Origin of the sequence: Citricoccus nitrophenolicus, assembly GCF_047305825.1 — a bacterium.
Taxonomy (GTDB): Bacteria; Actinomycetota; Actinomycetes; order Actinomycetales; family Micrococcaceae; genus Citricoccus; species Citricoccus nitrophenolicus.
Genome location: NZ_CP063070.1, coordinates 1,517,624 through 1,540,427, shown reverse-complemented (window position 1 = coordinate 1,540,427; position 22,804 = coordinate 1,517,624). Strand labels below are relative to the sequence as shown.

Sequence of the window (22,804 nt, the reverse complement as noted above, 5' to 3'; positions counted from 1 at the left end):
GCAAAAATACCTAAACCCTCTGGATTCATAGCCTGGGCATCTGATTGTCGTGGTCCGGGCTAGAAGGCCAGGAATCGCTGGATCTCCGCCGTCACCCGGTCCTCCAATTCCTCGAAGAACCCGTGGCGCCCGCCCGGGTAGAGGACCATTCGCGCGTCGGGAATCCGGTCTGCGATCAGGGCGGCGTTCTCGGCAGGGACCATCAGGTCCTCGGTTCCGTGCAACACCAGGGTGGGTGTGGCGATGGAGGGCAAGGCGTCCCAGGCGTCATGGCGGTCACTGGCCCGGCGGTGGCACACCTGCTCGCGCGGGGTCATGGTCGGATCTCCGAGCAGGGTGCTCTCGGCGGACGTGCCCGGCCAGTCGGGGGTGTAGAAGAGCTCGTGCAGCTTGGACCGCTGTTCCTCACCGGTGCCCCGGGCCAACCACTGCCGGGTCTCCTTCTTGCGCTCCATGGCGTGCTCGCCACCGGGGGAGGTGCACCCCAGGACCAGGGCGGAGACCCGGTCCGGATGGTTCGCGGCGAGCATCTGCGCCACCCGGCCGCCCATCGAGGTGCCGAACACGGCCGCGGAGCGGATCCCGAGGTGGTCGAGTACGTCCACGGCGTCCTGTGCGAACAGGGCTGTGGTCCATGGACCCAGTTCCCCGTGACTGCCGCCGGTGCCGCGGTAGTCGAAGGTCACGGTGCGGTGGGTCTGTGCGTAGCCGGTGCGGACGTGGTCCCACCAGCGATGCGAGTTCGCCTGCCCTGGCAGCAACAGCAGTGCGGGAGGTCCGGCGTCGGTGTCGCTGGGGGAAACGTCCAGTTGCGCCTTCGTGGGGGAGGCTGCGCCCGGGAGGTCCTGCACGGCAAGCGGGAATCCGTCTCGGGTCAGGTGGGTGGCGTGATGTGGCAGCACCGTTCCAACGTACAGCGCGGGGCCGACGGAAGGCCGGGTGGAGTCGATTCCCTCGGATGTGCACAGTGCGTCAGCTGTTGTTGATGTGACATCCGTCATGTTCACATGTGCTTGTCAGCATGGCCACTCGCCGCGCGGACATCAGCGTTGACAAGGACGGGAATGAGGAGCTCATCATGGACGCGCTAGCGAACTACGACTGGATAGCACTGTTGGAGAAAGTGGTCATGGCCATCGTCATCCTCTTGGTGACGTGGCTTCTGGCCAAGTTGGTGAAAATGGGTGTCACGCGGCTGGTGGACCGGCTCGCTCGGAACAAGGACCAGGGTGGCGGCCAGGACCTGGGTGAGGGTCTCGGGAAGATCGCCTCCCTGGTCATCTGGCTCTTCGGCCTGATGGCCGTGCTGCAGGTCTTCGCCCTCCAGCAGGTCCTGACGCCCGTGCAGAACCTGCTGGACGGATTCCTCGGTGCCCTGCCGGGCATTCTGGGTGCCGGAGTCATCCTGTTCGTGGGCCTCATCCTGGCCCGCGTGGCCCGTGACCTGGTGCGCACGGTCCTGGAGACCGCAGGGTTTGATCGCGGCGTGGCCCGAATGACCAAGGGCAAGCTCGGCGGTGAGCCCGCCCCCGGTCAGGAGGCGTCGCAGCCCTCGAGCATCCTCGCCACGCTGGTCTACGTCATCACCGTCATCGTCGTGGTCATCGCGGCTCTGCAGGTGCTGGGCATCCCGGCGATCGCCCAGCCGGCGCAGGACATGCTGCAGAGCGTTCTGGACGTGCTGCCGGCCATCATCCTGGGGTTGGTCCTGCTGGGCGTGGGCTGGTTCATCGGCGGCCTCGTGTACTCGCTCCTTCAGCCGACCCTCGCGGGGACCGCGATGGACCGGGTCGCCGCCGAGCGGGGCATCCTGCCGGAGGGGCAGCGCGCCAGCAACATCGTCGCCCGGATCGTGCAGGCGGTGATCGTGCTGTCCTTCGCTGTCATGGCCACCCGGGTGCTCGGGTTCCCGGAGATCAATCAGTTCCTGGGTGAGGTGATCGCCCTGGGCAGCCGGATCCTCTTCGGGGTGGCCTTCATCGTGGCCGGCGTGGTCCTGGCCGGCCTGCTGCGTTCGACCCTGGGCAGGGACACTGCCGGGCAGGTGGTCTACTGGGCCACGATCGCGCTGTTCGCGGCCATGGGCCTGAGCTACATGGGCATCGCCGAGAGCATCGTCAACCTGGCCTTCGGCGCCGTGGTGGTCGGCGGTGCTCTGGCCGCAGCCCTCGCCTTCGGGCTGGGCGGTCGTGAGGCGGCCGCCCGCCGCCTCGCGCGGGCCGAGCAGTCCGCGCCGGTCACCCCTCAGCCGGGTACGGGCGCCCATGCCGGTACTGCCGGCGGTCCGCCGTCGGGTGGGCCCGGGAACACCTCGGCCGCCGGTGGTCCGACGGCCGGCGGCACCGGTCCCGGGGCCATCTGATCCGCACCTGCGCTGCACAGGGCAGCCACGGCGGCGCCCGGTCACCTCGGTGGCCGGGCGCCGCCGTGTTGTGGGGGCGGTTGTGGGGGCGGTTGTGGGTGCGGCAGGGACGGCGTGCCGTGAGGGAGGGTCAGGCCTGCCGCGATCCCTCGGCGAGCAGGTCCATCGCCTGGGCGCGCAGGTCCACCTTGCGGACCTTTCCGGTGACGGTCATGGGGAACTCATCGACCACCCGCACGAAGCGGGGCACCTTGTAGTGCGCGATCTTCCCCGCGCAGAACTCCTTGAGGGTCTCCGCAGTCGGCGCCTCCGCCCCCTCGCGGAGGCGGATCCACGCCACGAGCTCCTCGCCGTACCGCTCGTCCGGCACCCCCACCACCTGGGCATCCACGATGTCCGGGTGAGTGTAGAGGAACTCCTCGATCTCCCGCGGATAGATGTTCTCTCCGCCGCGGATCACCATGTCCTTGATCCGCCCGGTGATCTGCACGTAGCCGTCGGCGTCCATCACCCCGATGTCCCCGGTGTGCATCCATCCCTCGGTGTCGATGGCCTCGGCGGTCTTGTCCGGATCGTTCCAGTAGCCCGTCATCACGGAGTAGCCCAGGGTCATCAGCTCGCCGGCCTCCCCGCGCGGCAGGACCTCGCCGGTGCCTGGGTCCACGATCCTGACCTCGAGATGTGGCCCCACGCGCCCGACGGTGCTGACGCGCTGGTCCAGGCTGTCCGCCGGGGTGGTCTGGAGGGAGACCGGTGAGGTCTCCGTCATGCCGTAGCAGATGGACACGTCAGACATGTTCATCTTCTCGATCACCTGACGCATCACCTGCTCCGGGCAGGGGGAGCCGGCCATGATTCCGGTACGCAGGGTGGAGAGGTCGTAGGAGTCGAAGTCCGGCAGGCCGAGTTCGGCGATGAACATGGTGGGCACCCCGTAGAGGGAGGTGCAGCGTTCGGTGGCCACGGCGTGCAGCGTCTCGGTGGGCCCGAAGCCCTGGGCCGGGATGACCATGACGGAGCCGTGACTGGTGCAGGCCAGATTGCCCATGACCATGCCGAAGCAGTGATAGAAGGGCACGGGGATGCACACCCGGTCCGCCTCCGTGTAGTTCACCCGCTCGCCCACGAAGAAGCCGTTGTTGAGGATGTTGCGGTGGCTCAGTGTGGCGCCCTTGGGAAAGCCGGTGGTTCCGGAGGTGTACTGGATGTTGATCGGGTCCCGGGGGTCCAGGGCCGCGGCCACCTGCTCCAGCCGTTCCTGGTCCGCCGCGGTGCCGGCGAGGGACGTCCAGGCCTCGCTGCCGATGATCACCACGTCCTGGAGCTGCGGGCACTCGCTGCGGACCGCCTCCAACATGGCCTCATAGTCACTGGTCTTGAAGGAGCTCGCGGCCACCACCGTGCGGATGCCGGACTGGTTGAGCACGTACTGCAGCTCCTCCGTGCGGTAGGCCGGATTGATGGTCACCAGGATGACGCCGATCCTCGCGGTGGCGTACTGCGTCAGGGTCCACTCGGCCATGTTCGGAGCCCAGATCCCGAGGCGGTCTCCCGGTTCCAGGCCGGACCCGAGCAGTCCGGTGGCCAGGCGGTCGACGTCGGCCGCGAACTCCGCGTAGGTCCATCGCCTTCCGGTGGGGACCTCCACGAGCGCTTCGCGCTCGCCGAAGGTCGCGACAGTGCGGTCCAGGTTGGCGCCGATGGTCTCCTCCAGCAGCGCAGTGGTGCTCTCGCCGCGGTCTTGGGACATCTGCGTGTTCATGAGGCTCCTGTCAGCGGGGTGATCCAGATCACAAGGGGTGGCCGAGAATGAGTCTAGTTACTGAGCGCTAACTGGTCCAGTTGTTGAGTGTGACGATTCCAGGATGGCCGACTGATACCCCTAGGGGGTATATTGTAGGGTCTGAGGGGATCAAGTGAAGGGAATGACGATGAGCCACGAACACCATCCACACCATGGCGCCGGCCACGACCACGCCGGTCATGACCACGCGGACCACGACCACGACCACGCGGACCACGCCGACCATGTCGGCCAGTTCCGCCGTCTGTTCTGGATCATGCTCGTGCTCGGGCTCCCCGTGGTCGCCACGTCTCCCATGTTCGCCATGCTCCTGGGCTACGGGGTCCCGGGCTGGGCCGCGTGGATCGCCCCAGTGCTCGGCACCGTCATGTACGTCTGGGGCGGCCGTCCCTTCCTGACCGGCGCCGTCAGCGAGATCCGCCGGCGCCAGCCGGGGATGATGCTGTTGATCGCGCTGGGCATCACCGTCGCCTTCCTCGCCTCCTGGGGCGCGACCCTCGGGATCCTGCACCACCAGCTCGAGTTCTGGTGGGAACTGGCCCTGCTGATCGTCATCATGCTGCTCGGCCACTGGATCGAGATGCGCTCGCTGGCCCAGACCACCTCCGCCCTGGACTCGCTGGCCGCGCTGCTGCCGGATGAGGCCGAACGCGTCGAGTCGGACGGTTCCCTCTCGACCATCGTCCCGGCCGATCTCCAGAACGGGGATGTGGTGGTGATCCGGCCCGGCGGCAGGGTCCCGGCCGACGGCAAGGTGTCCAGCGGCTCGGCCTCGATGGACGAGTCCATGATCACCGGTGAGTCCGCCACCGTGCGCCGCTCCGAGGGGGATCCGGTGGTGGCAGGGACCGTCGCCACGGATTCCGGGCTCCGCGTGGAGGTCACCGCCGTCGGCGAGGACACCGCCCTGGCCGGCATCCAGCAGCTGGTCGCAGACGCCCAGGCCTCCAGCTCGCGCGCCCAGCGGCTGGCTGACCGGGCGGCGGCCTGGCTGTTCTGGTTCGCCCTCGGTGCGGCGGCGGTCACCGCGATCGTCTGGTCCGCCGTCGGACTCCCGGACGAGGCCGTGGTCCGGACCATCACCGTGCTCGTCATCGCCTGCCCCCACGCCCTCGGCCTCGCCATCCCGCTCGTGGTGTCCATCGCCACCGAGCGGGCCGCCCGGTCCGGCGTGCTCGTCAAGGACCGCCTCGCGCTCGAGGCCATGCGCACCGTGGACACCGTGCTCTTCGACAAGACCGGAACGCTGACCGAGGGTGCCCCGGCCGTCACCGCGGTGGAGCCCGCACCGGGGTACGACGCCGACCACCTCCTGGCGCTCGCGGCCGCGGCCGAGGCTGACTCCGAGCACCCGCTGGCGCGGGCCATCGTCAGTGCCGCCGATGATGCCGCACGCCAGGGCGGCCCGCCCGTCCCGGCCTCGAGCGGCTTCTCGTCCTCGCCCGCGGTCGGGGTGCGGGCCGACGTCGTGGTGGGCGACGGGTCCGGGGGTGGCACCGGCAGCGGTGCACAGCGGGCCGCCGTCGTGATGGTGGGCGGGCCGTACCTGCTGGAGCAGGAGGGTGCCGCCGAGCTGCCGATCGCGGATGCGTGGCGCCGCGAGGGCGCGATCATCCTGCACGTGCTCGTGGATGGTCAGGTGGTGGGGGCGCTGAAGCTGGCCGATGCGATCCGACCCGAGTCCCGTGATGCCGTGTCCGGGTTGACGGCCCGCGGGGTCCAGGTGGTCATGATCACCGGTGATGCCGAGGCGGTGGCCGCCTCCGTGTCGGGCGAGCTGGGGATCGAGCGGTACTTCGCCGGGGTGCGGCCGGAGGACAAGTCCGCGAGGGTCCGGCAGCTGCAGGATGAGGGGCGGACGGTGGCCATGGTGGGGGACGGCGTGAACGACGCCCCCGCGTTGGCTCAGGCGGACGTCGGGATCGCGATCGGCGCCGGCACGGACGTGGCGATCGCCTCGGCCGGGGTCATCCTGGCCTCCGACGATCCTCGCGCGGTGCTGTCCGTGACGGAACTGTCCCGGGCGAGCTACCGGAAGATGAGGCAGAACCTCTGGTGGGCCGCCGGCTACAACTTGCTCTCGGTCCCGCTGGCCGCGGGTGTGCTGGCACCGATCGGCTTCGTCCTGCCGATGAGCATCGGAGCAGTCCTGATGTCCCTGTCCACCGTGGTGGTCGCGCTCAATGCGCAGTTGCTGCGGCGGGTCGAGCTGCGGCCGGAGTCCGTGGCGGCCGCGGGCCGGGAGGCCTCCGCAATGGAACGGGTCCCGGTCAGCAGGGGGTCCTAGAATCGACACCGGGTTCGACCGACCATTCCATACCGTGCAGGAGCATCCCGTGAGAGACCAGAACACCCGGATCAAGCGTGCATCCCGCATCCCCCGGCCCGCCCTCATCGTCGGTGTGGCACTGGCCGCAGCGCTCACCCTGGGCGGATGTGCCGCAGGAGAGTCCGGCTCCGACGCCACGGCCGGGGCCAGCCACGGTGCCGGACATGAGACTGGCGCCTCAAGCGGTGACTCGGACGGGACCTCGCAAGCGTCGGAGGCGAACGACGCGGACGTCATGTTCGCGCAGATGATGCTCCCGCACCACGAGCAGGCCATCGAGATGTCCGACATCCTGCTGGCCCAGGAGGGTCTGGATCCTGAGGTCGCCGCGTTGGCTGAACAGATCAAGGCCGCTCAGGGACCGGAGATCGAGACCCTGGAGGGGTGGCTCGAGGACTGGGGCGCTGACGGTGACTCCGAGGGCGGCGGCTCCATGGGCCACGAGGGCATGGACGGCATGCTGTCCACCGAGGACCTGGAGGCGATGGAGCAGGCCGACACCGAGGAGGCGACCCGCCTGTACCTCGAGGGCATGATCGAACACCACCGGGGTGCCGTGGAGATGGCCGAGGCGGAGGTGGCCGAGGGCCAGGATCCGCGTGCCATCGAGATGGCACAGTCCATCATCGAGTCGCAGAATGCGGAGATCGAGACCATGCAGGGTCTGTTGGGCCAGGAGCCGACGGCGGCCGGTCCGGCGGGTGCCCCGGAATCCGGGCCGCCGGTGGCGGGGGATCAGCGGATGCTGGCAGACCATGGCCTCGAGGGGCTCGGGGCCCGGGAGATCATCGAGAGGCTCGACGCCCAGGCTGTGGCCGAGCGTCCGGCAGATCTGGTGGCCTCGGTGCAGCCGGAGCAACTGGTGGTGGCCGATGACGCAGGCCGTCAGACCGCCCTGCCCATGCCCGAGGACGAGGTCTATCTCTCCGCGGCGCCGTATGAGTCCCAGACGCACGAATGCCACTTCCACTCCCTGACCACGTGCCTGGGGGAACTGCAGAATCAGGAGGTCCAGGTGACCCTCGCGGACCGGGCCACCGGTGAGGTGCTGGTGGACCAGGAGCTGCGCACCTTCGACAACGGCTTCGTGGGGATGTGGGTGCCGAAGGGTATCGAGGCGGAGCTGACGATCGAGCACGCGGGCAAGGTGGCCACGGCGGTGGTGTCCACCCGGAACGCCGATGATCCGACCTGCCTGACGGGATTGAGGCTGAAGGAGGCCTGAGCGCGCGGGGCGGGCAGTACCGTGGCCCCATGAGCCCCGGATACGCCTCACCCCTGCATCTGTCCCTGCCCGGCGGCCACGGCCGCCGCGTCCTCGTCACCGGAGCCACCGGGTACGTGGGCGGCCGGCTCGTCCCGGAACTGCTCGCCGCCGGGTTCACGGTGCGGGTGACGGCCCGGAACCTCGACGACCTCGCCGGCCGGCCCTGGTCCGAGGAGGTGGAGCAGGTGCAGGCCGACCTCCTGGAGGCGGAGGACGTCACGGCTGCCATGCGGGACGTGCACACGGTGTTGTACCTGGTGCACTCGATGGGGTCCGGCTCCGATTTCATGGACCGCGAGGCGGAGATGGCCCGCACGGTGTCCTCGGCCGCCGAGCAGGCCGGGGTGGCGCAGATCGTCTTCCTGGGCGGGCTGCACCCGGACAAGCCGCTCGAGCAGCTCTCGGACCACATGCGCTCACGCGAGCAGGTCGCACGGGTCCTGCTGGAGGGCGAGGTGCCCACCCTGGTGTTCCAGGCCGCAGTGATCATCGGTTCGGGCTCGGTCTCCTTCGAGATGATCCGTCACCTGGCCGAGCGGTTGCCGGTGATGCCAGGTCCCAGCTGGTTGTCCAATCGGATCGAGCCGATCGCCATCCGGGACGTGCTCTACTACCTCGCCCACGCCTGCGCCCTGCCGGAGCCCACCAACCGGGCTCTGGGCATCGGCTGCGGGCGGGACCAGTCCTTCGCCACCATGCTGACCGACTACGCCGAGGTGGCCGGGCTGTCCCGCCGGCGGGTCTTCGCCCTGCCCATCCCCGCGCAGCGGCTCTCGGGGTTCTGGATCGGCATCGTCACCCCCATTCCCCGGGGGATCGCCATGCCGCTGGCTGCCTCGATGGCGGAGGATGCCGTCACCACCGAGCACGGCATCGCCGCACTCATCCCCGACCCGGAGGGCGGGCTGACGAGCTTCACCGAGGCGTGCCGGCGGGCCATCGACCGCCGGCGCCAGGGACCGCTGGACCAGACCTGGGACGACGACGTGCTGACCGAGATGGCGCAGGATCCGGCCGAGCCGCTGCCCTCGGACCCGGAGTGGGCCGGGAACACCGTGTTCACGGACGTTCGCGAGCATGAGGGCGCGGCCCCGCCGGAGGCCGTCTGGGCGGTGCTGGAGACGATCGGTGGCCGCAACGGCTGGTACTCGGCGCCGGCCCTGTGGCGCATTCGCGGACTGATGGACCAGGTCCTGGGCGGTTACGGGCTGGCCCGCGGCCGGAAGGACGAGTCCACGTTTCACGTCAACGACCACGTGGACTGGTGGCGGGTGGAGTCCGTGGAGGCCGGCCGGTCCGTCACGCTTCGCGCTGAGCTGCGCGCCGGCGGGCGGGCCTGGCTGCAGTTCACGGTCGAGGACAACGGCCGGGGCGGCTCCCGGCTGCGCCAGCGGGCGGTCTTCTTCCCCTCGGGGCTACTGGGCCGCGCCTACTGGCGGGCCATCCAGCCCTTCCACGCCCTGGTCTTCCCGACCATGGCGAAGAACATCCTGTCCGCCGCGGAGCGAACGGCCCAGGAGGGGCCGGTGCGAGGCAACTCCTCGTCCTCCTAGTCCTCCTCGCCCTCCGGGGTGAGGGTCTCCGCGAGCGCGTCCAGGAAATCGACGACGGCCTGCCGGGACTCCTCGGGGACCTCGTGGGCGGCTTGAAGCATCCTCTGATGCATGGGGGCCAGCCAGCCGCGTACCTCGTCATGGGCGTGCCCTGTGGCGGACACGAGCACGGAACGGCCATCCTCCGGGTGGGGTGTCCGGAAGACGTGGCCCGATGCGCTCAGGCGGTTGAGCAGCTTCGCGGTGGAGGCCGTGGAGATGTGCAGGTGGGTGCTCAGTTCACGAGCGGTCACCGTGGTACCGGCCCGTTCATGCGCGATGACATGGCGCAGTGCCTCGAGGTCCGTGGCGTTGAGGTCCATGTCCGACTCCATGCCGCGGCGCATCTCCTGGTCTGCTCGGCGGAAGCGACGGACGGCGTGCAACAGCTGGACCGCCGGGTCTGAGGCGTCGAACCAATACGTGGCGGGCAGGCCTCCGTTCCGCGGCAGGTCGGGGTTCCGCGGTGGTGTGGGCATGGCCTCCATGCTACTCTCGATATTACTAGCCAGGCTAGGTATGTCTGTCGCCGAAGGAGGACCATGGATGCCGTCCCGGAAGACCACGTGGTACTGGTGGATGACAGTTGCCGCGCCCTCGGCCTGGCCCCGCGGGCCACGGTGCATGGCACGGACACCCCGCTGCACCTGGCCTTCTCCTGCTACCTGTTCCGGCCTACCGGCGAGCTGCTGCTCACCCGCCGCTCGTTGACGAAGGTGGCCTGGCCCGGAGTCTGGACCAATTCCTTCTGTGGACATCCCCGCTTGGAGGAGTCCTTCGAGCAGACGATCCAGCGGTACGCCGCCCATGAGCTCGGACTGGGCGCGGATCGGATCGAGAAGGTGCTCCCGGACTTCCGGTATCGGGCCGAGGACTCCTCCGGGATCGTGGAGAACGAGATCTGCCCGGTCTTCACCGCCGTCACCTCGGAGGAACCCCAGGCGAACCCGGATGAGGTGATGGACCATCACTGGGTGCCCGTGGCGGACGTCGAGACCTTGGTCCGGACGGCCCCGTGGGCCGTGAGCCCCTGGATGCAGCTGCAGTGGCCGGGGGTGCTGCACGCACTGCGGAATCCCGGCGGCACGGCCGGTGCGGAGGTCCGTGGCGGGCCCACCGGACCCACTGGGGTTGAGCAGACTTGAGCGGCGCACCAGAGGCCCGCCGAGAACTGGACCGGTTCCTGACGGCCGGATCCGAGCGCTCCTCCGACCTCGGCGACGACCATCATGGTCTCTGGAGTGCGTTGGCCCGGGCCACCGCCGGTGGCAAGGGGTTCCGGCCTGGACTGTTGATGGCCACCTACGAGGCGTTGGCCCCAACGAACGCCGCCGGGTCCGATCGTCCAACCGGGTCCGACGGCCCAGCAGGGCCCGCTGATCCCACCGGTATCGCTGCCCCGCCGGACTCCGCCGCGCGCGTGGGCGCCGCCCTGGAGCTGCTGCACACCGCCTTCGTGGTGCATGACGATGTGATCGACGGTGACGAGAAGCGCCGCGGGAACCCCAATGTCTCCGGGACCTACGCCGCCGCAGCTCGGGACCGCGGAGCCGGCACCGTCACCTCGAGGCGCTACGGGGACGCGGCCGGCATCCTCGCAGGGGACCTGGCCCTGGTCTCGGCGGTCCGCATGGTGGCCGGCTGTGGCGCCCCGGCTCCAGTGATCACGGAGCTGCTCGACCTGCTCGAGAACACCGTCCACTCCACTGCCGCCGGCGAGCTGGCGGATGTCCGCCTCGGCCTGGGGCTGTCCACCACCCCGAGCACGGTGGACGAGGCGGTGCGGGTGGCGGAGCTGAAGACCGCCGTCTACTCCTTCCAGCTCCCCCTGCAGGCCGGCGCCCTGGTCGCCGGCGCGTCCCGGCAGGTCACCGAGGCCCTGGGGGAGATCGGACGGCCCCTGGGGATCGGCTTCCAACTGCTGGACGACCTGCTCGGGGTGTTCGGGGATTCCGCCCGCACCGGAAAGAGCGTGCTGACAGACCTGCGCGAGGGCAAACACACGGCCCTCATGGCCCATGCCCGGACCACCGCGATCTGGCCAGCGCTCCGCCCGCTCGTGGGTGACCGGCATCTGACCGAGCTGGACGCTGGCCGTGCCCGCGAGCTGCTGGAGCAGTGCGAGGCGCGGTCCGTCACCGAGGAGTTGGCAGACCGCCATCTGAACGAGGCACTGACCCGCGCCTCGCGCGTGCCCGTCCCGCCTGCCCTCGCCGACGTCCTGACCGGCCTGGTCGGGGAGATCCGCCGGACCACGGCGGACTCCCTCCGGCCCAGCCGTCTGGATCTGGCGCAGGACTCTGCTCGGCCGGAACCGGTGCCCGCAGGGACCGGGGTGGCCCGATGAGCGTGCATCCCGGCACCGGCCGCTATGACCGAGTGGCCCAGGCCAGCGCCGCACGGGTGATCAGTGGCTACTCCACCTCCTTCGGGTGGGCCACCCGGCTGCTCGCAGAGCCGGTGCGCGGGGACGTTCGCAGCATCTATGCCCTGGTCCGGGTGGCGGACGAGATGGTGGATGATCCGGACTCCGGGCTGTACCCCGCCCTCCGCCGGGAACTGCTGGACGGACTCGAAGCCGAGACCCTGCGGGCCATCGACTGCGGCCACAGCGCCAACCTGGTGGTCCACGCCTTCGCCTCGGCGGCCCGGCACCACGGGATCGACCACCGCCTGGTGAGACCGTTCTTCGCGTCCATGCGGGCGGACCTGACGCGGACCGAGCACACCGGAGCCAGCCTGGACGAGTATGTGTACGGATCGGCCGAGGTGGTCGGCCTGATGTGCCTGAAGGCCTTCACCGGCGGAGATGAGGAGGCCTACGAGCGGTTGGCTCCGGCCGCCCGCCGGCTCGGTGCGGCGTTCCAGAAGGTGAACTTCCTGCGCGACCTGGCCGACGACCACGACGTGCTCGGCCGCCGCTACTTCCCGGACCTGGACCCGGCGCGCTTCACCGACGACCACCGGGACCTCCTGTTGGACGGCATCGACGCCGACCTGGACGTGGCTGCGGCGGGGATCGCCGAACTGCCGGCCGGCAGCCGCCGTGCCGTCCAGGCGGCCCATGCGCTCTTCGCCGCCCTCTCCCGCCGCCTGCGGCAGACCCCGGCCGCCGAGATCCGCCGGACCCGGGTCAGGGTCTCCGACCCCCACAAGGCACTGATCCTGTTGGGTGCCCTGACGCGCCGGTCCGCACCGGGACGGGACCACGGATGAGGGGGGAGGGCGGAACCCGGCGCATCGTGGTGATCGGTGGCGGCATCGCCGGACTGGCCACCGCCGCCCTGCTGGCCCGGGACGGGCACTCGGTGGACCTGGTGGAGGCACGCGATGCCTTCGGCGGCAGGGCCGGCACCTGGGAACAGGACGGCTTCCGCTTCGACACGGGGCCCTCCTGGTACCTCATGCCGGATGTCTTCGAGCGTTTCTTCGGCCTGCTGGGCACCTCGGCGGCGGCCGAGCTGGACCTGCGGCAGCTGGACCCGGCCTACCGCGTGTTCTTCGAGCCCGATTCCGGCCCCTCCGGCGGAACCGGGTCCCCACCGGCCCCACCCTCGGCGGCCCACGCCGAGCGCGACCCGATCGACATCTCCGCGCAGACGGCCACCAATGTGGAACGCTTCGAGGCGGTCGAGCCCGGGGCCGGCCGGGCCCTGGAGCGGTATCTCGCTTCGGCGCGGGACACCTATGACGTGGCGCTGCGGCGCTTCCTCTACACCTCCTTCACCTCCATCAGCCCGTTCCTCCACGCCGATGTGGTCCGCCGCGCCCACCGCCTGGTGCCACTGCTGCTGGGCTCCTTGGAGCGGTTCGTGGCCCGGCGGTTCCGTGAGCCGCGTCTGCGTCAGATCCTGGGCTATCCCGCCGTCTTCCTCGGCTCCTCCCCGGACCGGGCCCCGTCCCTGTACCACCTGATGAGCGCGATGGACCTGACGGGCGGCGTGCTCTATCCGCAGGGCGGCTTCGGCCACCTGATGGACGTGCTGGTCCGCCTGGCCCGGGAGAACGGGGTCCGGCTCCACGCCCACACGGCGGCCACGGAGATCCTCACCGAGACGGACCGCGGGCATCGAGGTCGAGGTCGCGGTCGACGTGCCCGGACCACCGGCGTCCGCGTCCGCGACCAGACGCCCGGGGGAGGCTCCGAGCGGGTGCTGCCGGCCGACGTCTTGGTGTCCACCGCGGACCTGCACCACAGCGAGACCACGCTGCTGCCGCGCGAGCTGCAGACCTATCCCGAGTCCTGGTGGGACCGGCGCACCAGTGGCCCCGGCGGCGTCCTGGTGATGTTGGGCGTACGGGGCTCCTTGCCTGAGCTGGCGCACCATTCCCTGTTCTTCACGCGGGACTGGCCGGCCAACTTCGCCGCCATCGCCGGCGGCACGGTGCCGGACCCGGCCTCTGCCTACGTGTGCAGGCCCTCGGCCACGGACGCCTCGGTGGCCCCGGCCGGCCACGAGAACCTCTTCATCCTGGTGCCGGTGCCCGCGGACCCGGGACTGGGCCACGGCGGCACGGACGGCGGCGGGGACCCGGCGATCGAGTCCATCGCCGAGGCCGCGATCGAGCAGGTCTCCCAGTGGGCGGGCGTCCCGGACCTGACCGAGCGGATCGTGGTGCGCCGCACGGTGGGGCCGGCCGACTTCGCCGAGGACCTGGGAGCCTGGCGCGGGGGGATCCTCGGGCCGGCGCACACCCTGGCACAGAGCGCCTTCTTCCGCGCCGGCAACGCCTCGAAGCGCGTGGCGGGACTGTACTACGCCGGGGCCGGCACCCTTCCCGGCATCGGGCTGCCCATGTGCCTGATCAGCGCCGAGCTCGTTCAGCAGCGACTGCGGGAGGCGCTGCGGTGAGTACCGTGACGCCCTACCTGTATCTGATCTCGCTGCTGGTCCCCACCGCGTGCATGGCCCTGCTGGACCGCCGTTTCCGCCTGGTGCTGTGGCGTCTTCCGTCCAGGCACCGGAGGGCCGGCGTGCTCACCCTCGGGCTGGGTATCGGCTTCTTCCTCGCCTGGGACCTGGCGGCCATCGCCTCCGGGCACTATGCCGCCGGCCAGAGCCCCGGGATGACCGGGATCATGCTCGCCCCGGAGCTGCCGTTGGAGGAGATCGTCTTCATCACCTTCCTGTCCTACCTCACCCTCGTGCTGCATGGACTCGTGGTGTCGGCCCTGTCACGGCTGCGGTCCCAGGGGCACGCTGCCGGTACGGGGGAGGGTCGATGAGCTATCTCGCGCTCGCCGGATGGTTCCTGATCATCCCGGTGGTCCTGGCCGCCTACGCCACGTGGCGCCGGCGGTTGGACGGGCGATGGTGGGCCGCCACCGCTCTGACGATCACGGTGCTGCTCGTGCTGACCGTGGTCTTCGACAACGTGATGATCGCGGCCGACCTGTTCCACTACGAGGAGGAGCTGCTCGTCGGGTGGCGGATCGGCCTGGCACCCGTGGAGGACCTCCTCTGGCCGGTGGCCGCCGGTCTGCTGTTGCCCTCGGTGGCCACCCTGCTGGCCGGGCCGCCGGTCCGCCCGGAGTCCCGTGAGGAGCGTCCATGAGCACGACTGCCCGGAACCGCCCGGCCGTGGCCGAAGGGATCCGCCAACTGCTGGGTTCCTCCCGGCCGATCAGTTGGGTCAACACGGCCTATCCCTTCGCCGCCGCCTACCTCATGGCCGGTGGCGGGATCACGGCCGGCCTGGTCATCGGCACCCTGTTCTTCCTGTTCCCCTACAACCTGCTGATGTACGGGATCAACGACGTCTTCGACCACGAGTCGGACCTGCGCAACCCCCGCAAGGGCGGGGTGGAGGGGATCGTGCTGGCCGCGCGCTGGCACCGGCTGATCCTGTGGTCCGCCGTGCTGCTCGCCCTGCCCTTCGTGGTGGCGCTGCTGGCCGCCGGCACCGTGCTCTCCGGTGCGGTGCTCGCGGTGGTGCTGGCCGCCGTCGTGGGCTATTCGGCGCCGAGGATCCGCCTCAAGGAGCGGCCGCTGCTGGACTCCATGACCTCCTCCACGCACTTCGTGGGGCCGGCGGTGTTCGGGCTCGCCTTGGCTGGAGCGCCGCCGTCCCTGCCGGTGGTGGCCTCGATGATCGCGTTCTTCCTCTGGGGGATGGCCTCACAGGCCTTCGGAGCGGTCCAGGATGTCACGGCGGACCGGCAGGCGGGGATCGGCTCGATCGCCACGGCCCTGGGGGCCCGGGGTGCCGTGCGGACGGCGATCGTGCTCTACGCTGCCGCCGGGCTGGTGATGGTGCTGGCCGGCTGGCCCGGTGCCCTGGCCGGCCTGTTGACGGTGCCGTACCTGCTCAGCATCTGGCCCTTCCGCGCCCTGCCGGACGAGTGCTGCGAGGAGGCCAACCGAGGCTGGCGGCGCTTCCTGTGGCTGAACCAGGTCACCGGATTCCTCCTGACCCTGTTGCTGATCTGGATCGCCCTCGGTGGCTGAGCGGATCGGAACGAACCAGGACCCCACCGGGTCTCAACCCGGCCGCTCCCACGACTCGATGGGCCCGGGGACCATCTCGAACAACGGGTGGACGTCCGGCACGGTGACCCCCGTCAGTCCCTCCAGCCTCTCCGGGGTGCGCTGGCCGAGCTTGGCCAGCAGGTGCTCCCACTCGTGGGCGACCTGGCCCTCGGTCACCGGGATCCGGGGGACACCGGGGACGCTCCCGTCCGCATCCTGGCTGCGGTCTGCACGGTGGTCCGGGCCCGGAACGGGACGGCTCGACGTCGGGTGGCCCGGCTGGTCGATGCGGGTCCGGTCAAAGGCATAGCCGCGTGCGGTGGCCTCTTCGGCCGTCACCAGGAGGAAGGCCCCGACGGCGGCCAGGGGATCCGGATGACCACGGAACCGGACCAACTGGGGATGCGAGCGGTATCCCGTGGTCCGTCCGGCCAGCACGGCCTGGGCGAGCAGGGCCTCGCGCCACCCACCGGTCAGGCCCTGGCGGTCCAGGTATCGGGGATGGAGGCTCCACAGTCGCATCACCCCATCATCGCGCATGGATGCTGGCAGGACAGTCTGCCCCTGTCAATGAGCAGTACCAACCCTTTTATCTCGATCGAGAGGGTTACCCTCGGGCCACGTGTTGGAGGATCACCCGCCCACCCCAGGAGAGAACCATGGTTGACACCACGCCTCGCACGATCGGACTCGCCATACCCCTGCTGGTGTTGGCCAGCGGGATCATCGCCACCGTCGGCGCCTTCCTGGGAAGCGGCGTGCTGGGAGGGACGCCGATCGCCGAGGCCGCCGGCGGATGGCTGAACGAGGACTCCACCCCCTTGGCTCCGGCCTCCGCCGCGTTCCGGATCTGGTCCGTGATCTACCTCGGTCTGCTGGCCTACTCCGTGTGGCAGCTGCTGCCTGCCCAGCGCCGGTCCGCAAGACACCACGCCCTGCGGCCATGGGCTGTGGCATCGATGCTCCTCAACGCCGCGTGGATCTGGGTGGTCCAGCTCGGGTGGCTCGTCCTGAGCCTGGTGGTGATTGCGGTGTTGCTGGCTGTGCTGGGGCGGATCCTGAGCCTGTTGGTCCACACCGGTGCGACGGGGTGGACAGAGTCCCTCATCACGGACGGGACCTTCGGCCTCTACCTCGGCTGGGTGACCATCGCCACCGTGGCCAACGCCTCGGCAGTGCTCGGCGCGGCTGGCTTCGACGGATTCGGGCTGCCCATCGCCGGGGTGGCCTCTGTGGTGCTGGCCGTCGCGGCATTGATCGGGGTGGCCATGGCGTGGCGCAGTGGCGGGAGGATCGCTCCCGCCCTGGCCCTGTCCTGGGGACTGGCGTGGATCATGATGGGCCGGCTGGACAGCGGACTGGAGTCCACCGGCACCGCGGTGGCCGCAGGGATCGCTGCAGCGGTGGTGCTCGGTGCTGCGGTGGTGTTCCGGTGGGTGGCCACGCGGCGAGCGGGCCCCGAGGGCATCCCTGTGGCCCCGGACTAGGCGTACCCGGCCAGGACGTGGGTGACGGGGAGACCCTGCTGCAGGGAGGGTTCCCAGGGGCAGGAGTCAGTGCTTCTTGGCCACCACCTTCATCGCCTCCGTCTCGCCTTCGCGCCACAGGGTCACCCCGCGTGCCTCGGGAAGGCTGGAGGAGCGGAAGACCGGGTTGATCCCCATGGCCCGTTGCCGTTGGTAGTCCTTGAGCATCTTCACGGCCAGACCGCCCAGCGGGATGATCGCGATCAGGTTGATGGTGGCCATGAATCCCATGAAGAGGTCTGCCACATTCCAGATCAGGGCCACCGAACCCAGGGCGCCGCCGAAGACGCACAGCACCACCAGGAGGCGGTAGGCGAGGATCCAGGGACGAGCACGCTCGCCCGCCAGGTACTCGATGTTGGACTGGCCGTAGAAGTAGTTGCCGAGGATCGACGACCAGGCCAGGAAGAAGATCATCACCGTCAGCAGCGGGCCGACCCAGCCACCCAGCTGAGCCTCCAGCGCCGACTGGGTCAAGGAGACACCTTCCACGTTGTCGGCCCCGAAGCTCGGGTTGGACAGGAGGATGATGAAGGCGGTGGCCGAGCAGACGATGATGGTGTCGAAGTACACGCCAAGTGACTGGGTCAGGCCCTGTTTCACCGGGTGGGAGACCGCTGCCGTGGCCGCTGCGTTGGGCACCGAGCCCATCCCGGCCTCGTTCGAGAACAGGCCGCGGCGCATGCCCTGCATCAGGGCGGCACCGAAGGCGGCACCCGTGACCTGTTCGAACCCGAGGGCATGGCCGACCACGAGCGCGATCATGGCGGGGACCTCGGTGACGTTGATCAGCACCACGATGAGGGCGATCACGATGTAGCTCACGGCCATGACCGGCACGATCACGTTGGTCACCGAGGAGAGCCGACGGATGCCGCCGAAGATGACAGCGGCGGTCAACACGGCGACGACTGCTCCGGTCACCACGGCGACCGTGGTGGATTCACCCACATTGGCCTGCACGGAGTCACTGATCGAGTTCGACTGGACGGCATTGAAGACGAAACCGTAGGTGACGGTGATGATGACGGCGAACAACGTGGCCAGCCAGGGCTGACGCAGTGCGTGGCGGATGTAGTACGCCGGTCCACCGACGAAGCCGTCCTTGCCCCGCACCTTGTAGAGCTGGGCCAGGGACGATTCCACAAAGGCCGTGGCCCCGCCCATCAGGGCCAGGAGCCACATCCAGAACACGGCACCGGGGCCGCCGAGGCTGATCGCCAACGCGACGCCGGCGATGTTGCCGGTTCCCACCCGGGAGGCCGCGGACACCGTGAACGCACGGAAGGCCGAGACACCCTGCTCGGCGTCGTCTCCACCAGGCTTCTCCACGACCGAGCGGAACATCTCCGGGAGGAACCGGATCTGGACGGCAAAGGTCCGGATGGTGAAGTAGAGGCCGGCGATGACCAGAAGCGCAATGACCAGATACCAGTAGCGGTCATTGAACCAGAGGACTTGGTCGGCGAGGGTGTCCAGGAAGTTCTGCATGGGTCATCGTAGTCACAGTGGTGTCCACTTCGTCGACGCAACGGTCCGGATCGCCTGCGGCGTTGCCACCCTTCCGGTTGAGGCGGAGGCCGAGAGGGAGGACGACGGACTGCTGGACGTGGTCAGGCCGAGCCGTCCCGGGTGATCAGCCGATCCGAGCCTGCGAACGTGTGATGCAGCACCAGGGGAGCCAGCTCAGGCTGGTGCCTGGCGATGACCTTGCGGACGGCGTGTTCCGCGGGTGGTCCGAGCCCGTCATAGAACAACGCGGCGGCTGCTGCTGCCCGGCGCAGCGGGGGCTCCCCGGGCAGCAGGGCGTCGGGGAGTTGGGGGTCCCGGTGGACCAGCGGCCGCCACTCCGAGAGGACCTCCGTGCGCAGGCGCAGGGCCTCCAGGCCGGTGGGCCAGTGGCCGTCGAGGTCCCGGGCCCGGCCTTCCCACTGCAGGGCGAAGGACAGGTACTCCTCATCCAGGGCGTCCGCGTCGAAGGCCCGCCGCAGGTCCAGGGGGGAGACGAAGTCCGGCAACCGGGCCCCCTCGAAGAAGGAGACCAACGTCAGGACCGGTTCATCCCCCTGCTTCAGGTGGGCGAACGCCTCCTCGGCATGGTTGCCGGGTTTGAGCCATACCCCGTCATTGAGGTGCCCGAACCGCAGTTGGCGCAGAGTGTCCCGCACGGCACGGCGTAGTGGGGCCGCGGTCTCCGGCACCCGGTAGGTGATGATGGTCCACGTCCCGTCCCAGGGGCGCTCGCGGTGCGCCTGGAAGATCCTCTCGACGCGCTGGGCCTGGGTTCTCCGGCTGCCGGCGTGGACGGAGTAGGAGGTGCGCCGGCCGTCCTTGTGGGCCACGAGGAACCCCCGCTGGGCCAGCCGCTGGATGGCGGCCCGGGCGCTGGAGGGTGTGATCTCGAGAGCGCCGAGCAATTCCACCAGGGCGCTGGACGGCAGTGGTTCGCCGCGGCCGAACCAATAGTCTCCGAGCAGCACCGTGAGCATGCGCTGTGGTGCCACACCGGACTGATAGCGCGGGAGGTTCCCGCGGCTGTGATCCGAGGTGCTCACGGCATCCCAGCGGCGGGCCGAACGGTCAGCGGGACGTGGCGGGGTCCGTATTCGAGCCAGTTCATCATCACGATGTCCCCTGCCAGTGAGAAGGTCTCTGTCCGTTCGAGCAGCTCCTCCAAGGCGATGAGCAACTCGAGCCGTCCCATCGTAGCGGCCGGGCACCTGTGGGAGCCGCGGCCGAAGGACAGATGTGAGTTCTGCTTTCGCCGCAGCACGAAGGAGTCCGGGTCCTCGAAGCGGGTCTCGTCCCGGTTGGCCGAGGGGAAGAGCAGGGCGATGGGTTCGTCCTGGGCCACGGTGCGTCCATGGATCACGGTGTCCCGCGTGGCGGTCCGTGCGAACACCCGGTAGGGCGCGTGCAGGCGGAGCATCTCCTCGATCGCCGAGGGGAGGTCCTCGGGGTGGGCCCGCAGATGGGCCTGGAGCTCCAGATCCGTGGCCAGGTGGGCCACGCAGCTGCCCAGGACGGCCTGCGGGGCGCCCATCCCTGCCACGATCAACTGCCGGATGGTGGCCACGGCGCTGGTCTCGGTGATGGCGGTGTCCGGGTCCAGGGCGGCGCGGTGCAGGCCGGCCACCAGGTCTCGGGAGGGATCGGGATCCTCTGCCAGCCGCCGGTCGTAGATGTCCCGGGCGATCTCGTACAGCCGCCTGCTGCACTCCTCGATCACGGGGTTGTCCATGTCCTGGATGGCGAATCCGTAGCGCACTCCGAGGTCTCGGATCTCCCGGGTCTGGTCCCGGGCCAGCCCGAGCAGGGCGGCGAAGCAGTCCATGGCGAACGGCGCCGCCAGGTGCCGGACGGCGTCCGGGGAGGTCTCCATCAGCATCCCGTCCACCAGGCGGCGGGCACTGTCTCGGAAGGCCCCGGCGTGCTCGGTGACCACCGAACGGCGGAACACGGGGTCAATGGCGGTGCGGTATTCGGTGTGCTCCGGCGGGTCGAAGTGCAGCGGCGGGCGGCGGGAGGCACGGGGCACGTGGGGGACCACGTTCTGCTTGGCCGTGCTGAACAGCTCGTCGTTCTGGGTGATGGCCAGGATGTCCTCATAGGTGGTGGCCGCCCAGAACCCGCCGAAGTCCTCGCTCCAGGGAAACGGGTTCTGCGCGCGCAGTGCGGCATAGTCCGCGTGGGCGGAGCCGAAGGTCTCATTGCGGTCCGGGGACCACTCGGAGTCGCGGGCCTCACCGGTGAACGGGCAGCTGCCGGTGCCGGAAGGCGGGGTGCTCGGGGGGTGTGGGGTTGTCATCTCAGATGACCTTCCTGCGCGCCCAGCGCGCCATTTGCTCGACAGCCACCACCACGACGATGAGTCCGAGGAGGATCCCGGCGGTGGACTGGTAGTCGATTGAGGTGACGGATTCATGCAGCAGGAAACCGATGCCGCCGGCGCCGACGATCCCGAGGACCGCCGATTCGCGCAGCGCCAGGTCTGCGGTGAACAGGCTGTTGCCGATGAAGGAGGGGACGAACTGGGGCCAGGCCCCGGCCACGAAGGCCTGGAGCCGGCCGGCGCCCACGGCCTCCAGGGCGCGGATGGGTGCCGGGTCAATGTTCTGCAGTGCATCCGTGAAGAACTTGGAGGCCAGCGCCGTGCAGGAGATGGCCAGTGCGAGGAACCCCGCGAACGGGCCCAGGCCCAGGGCGGCCACGAACACGATCGCGTAGACGATGTCCGGCACGCCGCGGATCACCACGATGATGCCGCGCAACGCCCAGCCGAGCACCGGCACTTTCACGAGGTGGTCCGTGGAGAACACGGCGATGACCAGGCCGATCAGCACTCCGAAGGTGGTGGCGGTGAAGGCCATCACGAGGCTCTCGAAGAGGCCCAGGGCGATCTCCGCGGTGAACACCGGCGGCACGAACCCGGTGAGCATGGCCACCGCGTTGTCCCAGCCCCGGGCCAGCCGGTCCGGGGAGATGCTCAGTGCGGACAGGGACAGGATGAAGAGCACGACGCCGGCCAACAGCCCCGCGCTGCGGCCCACCCTGGGTGCGTCCCAGCCGGGGGTGGAAAGCTCCTTCCCCGGGGGAAAGGCCATCGAGCGCTCGGTGTCCCCCGCATGCTCGGACACGGCGCGCTGCACCAGGTTCGAGATCAGCTCGAGGACCAGCAGCAGCACGATGATGACGCCGATGATCCCGGCGGCCCGGGGATAGTCCAGGGACCCGATGGAGCGCTGCAGGGCCACGCCGATCCCGCCGGCGCCCACGAGTCCGAGCACGGAGGAGGCACGGATGTTGATGTCCAGGCGGTAGAGGACGAACGAGGTCATCTGCGGCAGGGCCTGGGTGAAGGTGGTGGACATGAAGACCTGGAGGCGGTTCGCCCCGGTGGCGTTCACCGCCTCGCGCGGGGTGGCGGAGATCTCCTCGAAGACATCCGTCATCATCTTGCCGATCATGCCCACGGAGTGGAAGGCGATGGCCAGGGCGCCGGCTGCGGGTCCGAGCCCGAAGATGCGCACGAAGATGATGGCGAAGATGAGGGAGGGCACGGCCCGGCTGACCACGATCAACGTGCGGCAGAGCCACTGGATCCAGCGTGGCCCGGTGAAGGTGTTGGCCGCGCCGGCTGCCAGCGGAATGGAGACCAGGGCGGCGAGGCCGGTGCCGGCGACGGCGATCTGCAGGGTCTCGAGCACGAGAGCGGCCAGCTCCGGCGCGGGGCCCGTGGTGGCGGGGAACATCCGTGCCAGCAGACGGGTGATGTCCTCGAAGCCGGCGGCGATGGCTGCGGGGCGGACGTCGATCCACCACAGGCCGAAGACGGTGACGGCCCCGAGGATCAGCGGGATCACCCAGGTGGCCGCGGGGGCCCGGGGAGGCCGGGCCGGCGCGGAAGCCGGTGCCCGGTCCCCGGTTTCCGGCGAGGTCAGGGTGGTGGGCATG

20 protein-coding genes are annotated in these 22,804 nt (G+C 69.8%); 12 read left to right on the top strand and 8 right to left on the bottom strand.

Annotation, left to right across the window (positions count from 1 at the left end; genetic code table 11):
* Window positions 1-59: 59 nt before the first annotated feature.
* A complete protein-coding gene (locus IMT31_RS07055) occupies window positions 60-902 on the bottom strand; it encodes an alpha/beta fold hydrolase (protein WP_413544235.1) in 843 nt (280 codons plus the stop codon).
* A 119-nt stretch (window positions 903-1,021) separates the two neighbouring features.
* On the opposite strand from IMT31_RS07055, the gene IMT31_RS07050 reads away from it, so the two are divergent.
* Window positions 1,022-2,362: a mechanosensitive ion channel gene (locus IMT31_RS07050; RefSeq protein ID WP_413544234.1), complete on the top strand. Its 1,341-nt coding sequence runs from the start codon at window positions 1,022-1,024 to the stop codon at window positions 2,360-2,362.
* 130 nt (window positions 2,363-2,492) lie between these two features.
* Here the strand turns inward: IMT31_RS07050 and IMT31_RS07045 are convergent, their stop codons facing one another.
* Complete coding sequence (locus tag IMT31_RS07045) at window positions 2,493-4,124, bottom strand: AMP-binding protein (protein WP_413544233.1); 1,632 nt, start codon at window positions 4,122-4,124, stop codon at window positions 2,493-2,495.
* A 163-nt stretch (window positions 4,125-4,287) separates the two neighbouring features.
* Between IMT31_RS07045 and IMT31_RS07040 the strand changes: the two genes are divergently transcribed.
* The 3 genes from IMT31_RS07040 to IMT31_RS07030 are packed head-to-tail and all read left to right on the top strand — an operon-like array spanning window position 4,288 to window position 9,315.
* The gene (locus tag IMT31_RS07040) at window positions 4,288-6,453 is read left to right on the top strand and encodes a heavy metal translocating P-type ATPase (protein WP_413544232.1); all 2,166 of its coding nucleotides are present in this window, start codon (window positions 4,288-4,290) and stop codon (window positions 6,451-6,453) included.
* A gap of 49 nt (window positions 6,454-6,502) precedes the next feature.
* On the top strand, window positions 6,503-7,720 hold the full coding sequence (locus IMT31_RS07035) for a CueP family metal-binding protein (RefSeq protein ID WP_413544231.1): 1,218 nt from the start codon (window positions 6,503-6,505) through the stop codon (window positions 7,718-7,720).
* Window positions 7,721-7,749: 29 nt separating this feature from the next.
* A complete protein-coding gene (locus IMT31_RS07030; RefSeq protein ID WP_413544230.1) occupies window positions 7,750-9,315 on the top strand; it encodes an SDR family oxidoreductase in 1,566 nt (521 codons plus the stop codon).
* Here IMT31_RS07030 and IMT31_RS07025 read toward each other — a convergent pair.
* Window positions 9,312-9,833 carry a MarR family winged helix-turn-helix transcriptional regulator gene (locus IMT31_RS07025; RefSeq protein ID WP_413544229.1) on the bottom strand — a complete coding sequence of 174 codons (522 nt, stop codon included), beginning with the start codon at window positions 9,831-9,833 and terminating at the stop codon, window positions 9,312-9,314. The genes IMT31_RS07030 and IMT31_RS07025 overlap by 4 nt on opposite strands.
* Before the next feature lie 63 nt (window positions 9,834-9,896).
* Between IMT31_RS07025 and idi the strand changes: the two genes are divergently transcribed.
* The 7 genes from idi to IMT31_RS06990 are packed head-to-tail and all read left to right on the top strand — an operon-like array spanning window position 9,897 to window position 15,803.
* Window positions 9,897-10,499, top strand: coding sequence for an isopentenyl-diphosphate Delta-isomerase (gene idi / locus IMT31_RS07020; protein ID WP_413544228.1), 603 nt, complete (start codon window positions 9,897-9,899; stop codon window positions 10,497-10,499).
* Complete coding sequence (locus tag IMT31_RS07015; RefSeq protein ID WP_413544227.1) at window positions 10,496-11,701, top strand: polyprenyl synthetase family protein; 1,206 nt, start codon at window positions 10,496-10,498, stop codon at window positions 11,699-11,701. Before idi ends, IMT31_RS07015 begins: the two co-directional genes overlap by 4 nt.
* Window positions 11,698-12,570, top strand: a complete 873-nt coding sequence (locus tag IMT31_RS07010) for a phytoene/squalene synthase family protein (protein ID WP_413544226.1) — start codon at window positions 11,698-11,700, stop codon at window positions 12,568-12,570. The genes IMT31_RS07015 and IMT31_RS07010 overlap by 4 nt, the downstream gene beginning before the upstream one ends.
* Entirely contained in the window at window positions 12,567-14,207 is a 1,641-nt protein-coding gene (crtI, locus tag IMT31_RS07005; RefSeq protein ID WP_413544225.1) for a phytoene desaturase family protein, read from the top strand. Before IMT31_RS07010 ends, crtI begins: the two co-directional genes overlap by 4 nt.
* On the top strand, window positions 14,204-14,581 hold the full coding sequence (locus tag IMT31_RS07000) for a lycopene cyclase domain-containing protein (protein ID WP_413544224.1): 378 nt from the start codon (window positions 14,204-14,206) through the stop codon (window positions 14,579-14,581). Before crtI ends, IMT31_RS07000 begins: the two co-directional genes overlap by 4 nt.
* Entirely contained in the window at window positions 14,578-14,910 is a 333-nt protein-coding gene (locus IMT31_RS06995) for a lycopene cyclase domain-containing protein (protein ID WP_413544223.1), read from the top strand. Before IMT31_RS07000 ends, IMT31_RS06995 begins: the two co-directional genes overlap by 4 nt.
* Complete coding sequence (locus tag IMT31_RS06990) at window positions 14,907-15,803, top strand: prenyltransferase (protein ID WP_413544222.1); 897 nt, start codon at window positions 14,907-14,909, stop codon at window positions 15,801-15,803. The genes IMT31_RS06995 and IMT31_RS06990 overlap by 4 nt, the downstream gene beginning before the upstream one ends.
* 33 nt (window positions 15,804-15,836) lie before the next feature.
* Here the strand turns inward: IMT31_RS06990 and IMT31_RS06985 are convergent, their stop codons facing one another.
* Window positions 15,837-16,346: a pyrimidine dimer DNA glycosylase/endonuclease V gene (locus IMT31_RS06985; protein ID WP_345354366.1), complete on the bottom strand. Its 510-nt coding sequence runs from the start codon at window positions 16,344-16,346 to the stop codon at window positions 15,837-15,839.
* Between the two features lie 137 nt (window positions 16,347-16,483).
* On the opposite strand from IMT31_RS06985, the gene IMT31_RS06980 reads away from it, so the two are divergent.
* A complete protein-coding gene (locus IMT31_RS06980) occupies window positions 16,484-17,311 on the top strand; it encodes a tryptophan-rich sensory protein (RefSeq protein WP_413544221.1) in 828 nt (275 codons plus the stop codon).
* 66 nt (window positions 17,312-17,377) lie between these two features.
* Here the strand turns inward: IMT31_RS06980 and IMT31_RS06975 are convergent, their stop codons facing one another.
* From IMT31_RS06975 to phnE, 4 genes are all read right to left on the bottom strand, one after another.
* Window positions 17,378-18,829: an alanine/glycine:cation symporter family protein gene (locus IMT31_RS06975; protein WP_413544383.1), complete on the bottom strand. Its 1,452-nt coding sequence runs from the start codon at window positions 18,827-18,829 to the stop codon at window positions 17,378-17,380.
* A 134-nt stretch (window positions 18,830-18,963) separates the two neighbouring features.
* Window positions 18,964-19,905: a PaaX family transcriptional regulator C-terminal domain-containing protein gene (locus IMT31_RS06970; RefSeq protein ID WP_413544220.1), complete on the bottom strand. Its 942-nt coding sequence runs from the start codon at window positions 19,903-19,905 to the stop codon at window positions 18,964-18,966.
* Window positions 19,902-21,158, bottom strand: coding sequence for a cytochrome P450 (locus IMT31_RS06965; RefSeq protein ID WP_413544219.1), 1,257 nt, complete (start codon window positions 21,156-21,158; stop codon window positions 19,902-19,904). The genes IMT31_RS06970 and IMT31_RS06965 overlap by 4 nt, the downstream gene beginning before the upstream one ends.
* 1 nt (window position 21,159) lies before the next feature.
* On the bottom strand, window positions 21,160-22,803 hold the full coding sequence (phnE, locus tag IMT31_RS06960; protein WP_413544218.1) for a phosphonate ABC transporter, permease protein PhnE: 1,644 nt from the start codon (window positions 22,801-22,803) through the stop codon (window positions 21,160-21,162).
* Window position 22,804 lies beyond the last annotated feature (1 nt).

Bases quoted from the DNA above. Each gene is read 5' to 3' on its own strand.
- IMT31_RS06985 (WP_345354366.1), bottom strand. From the start codon at position 16,346: ATGCGACTGTGGAGCCTCCATCCCCGATACCTGGACCGCCAGGGCCTG.
- idi (WP_413544228.1), top strand. From the start codon at position 9,897: ATGGATGCCGTCCCGGAAGACCACGTGGTACTGGTGGATGACAGTTGC.
- phnE (WP_413544218.1), bottom strand. From the start codon at position 22,803: ATGCCCACCACCCTGACCTCGCCGGAAACCGGGGACCGGGCACCGGCT.
- IMT31_RS06995 (WP_413544223.1), top strand. From the start codon at position 14,578: ATGAGCTATCTCGCGCTCGCCGGATGGTTCCTGATCATCCCGGTGGTC.
- IMT31_RS07040 (WP_413544232.1), top strand. From the start codon at position 4,288: ATGACGATGAGCCACGAACACCATCCACACCATGGCGCCGGCCACGAC.
- crtI (WP_413544225.1), top strand. From the start codon at position 12,567: ATGAGGGGGGAGGGCGGAACCCGGCGCATCGTGGTGATCGGTGGCGGC.
- IMT31_RS07025 (WP_413544229.1), bottom strand. From the start codon at position 9,833: ATGCCCACACCACCGCGGAACCCCGACCTGCCGCGGAACGGAGGCCTG.
- IMT31_RS06965 (WP_413544219.1), bottom strand. From the start codon at position 21,158: ATGACAACCCCACACCCCCCGAGCACCCCGCCTTCCGGCACCGGCAGC.
- IMT31_RS07045 (WP_413544233.1), bottom strand. From the start codon at position 4,124: ATGAACACGCAGATGTCCCAAGACCGCGGCGAGAGCACCACTGCGCTG.
- IMT31_RS07050 (WP_413544234.1), top strand. From the start codon at position 1,022: ATGGCCACTCGCCGCGCGGACATCAGCGTTGACAAGGACGGGAATGAG.
- IMT31_RS06980 (WP_413544221.1), top strand. From the start codon at position 16,484: ATGGTTGACACCACGCCTCGCACGATCGGACTCGCCATACCCCTGCTG.
- IMT31_RS07030 (WP_413544230.1), top strand. From the start codon at position 7,750: ATGAGCCCCGGATACGCCTCACCCCTGCATCTGTCCCTGCCCGGCGGC.
- IMT31_RS06990 (WP_413544222.1), top strand. From the start codon at position 14,907: ATGAGCACGACTGCCCGGAACCGCCCGGCCGTGGCCGAAGGGATCCGC.
- IMT31_RS07010 (WP_413544226.1), top strand. From the start codon at position 11,698: ATGAGCGTGCATCCCGGCACCGGCCGCTATGACCGAGTGGCCCAGGCC.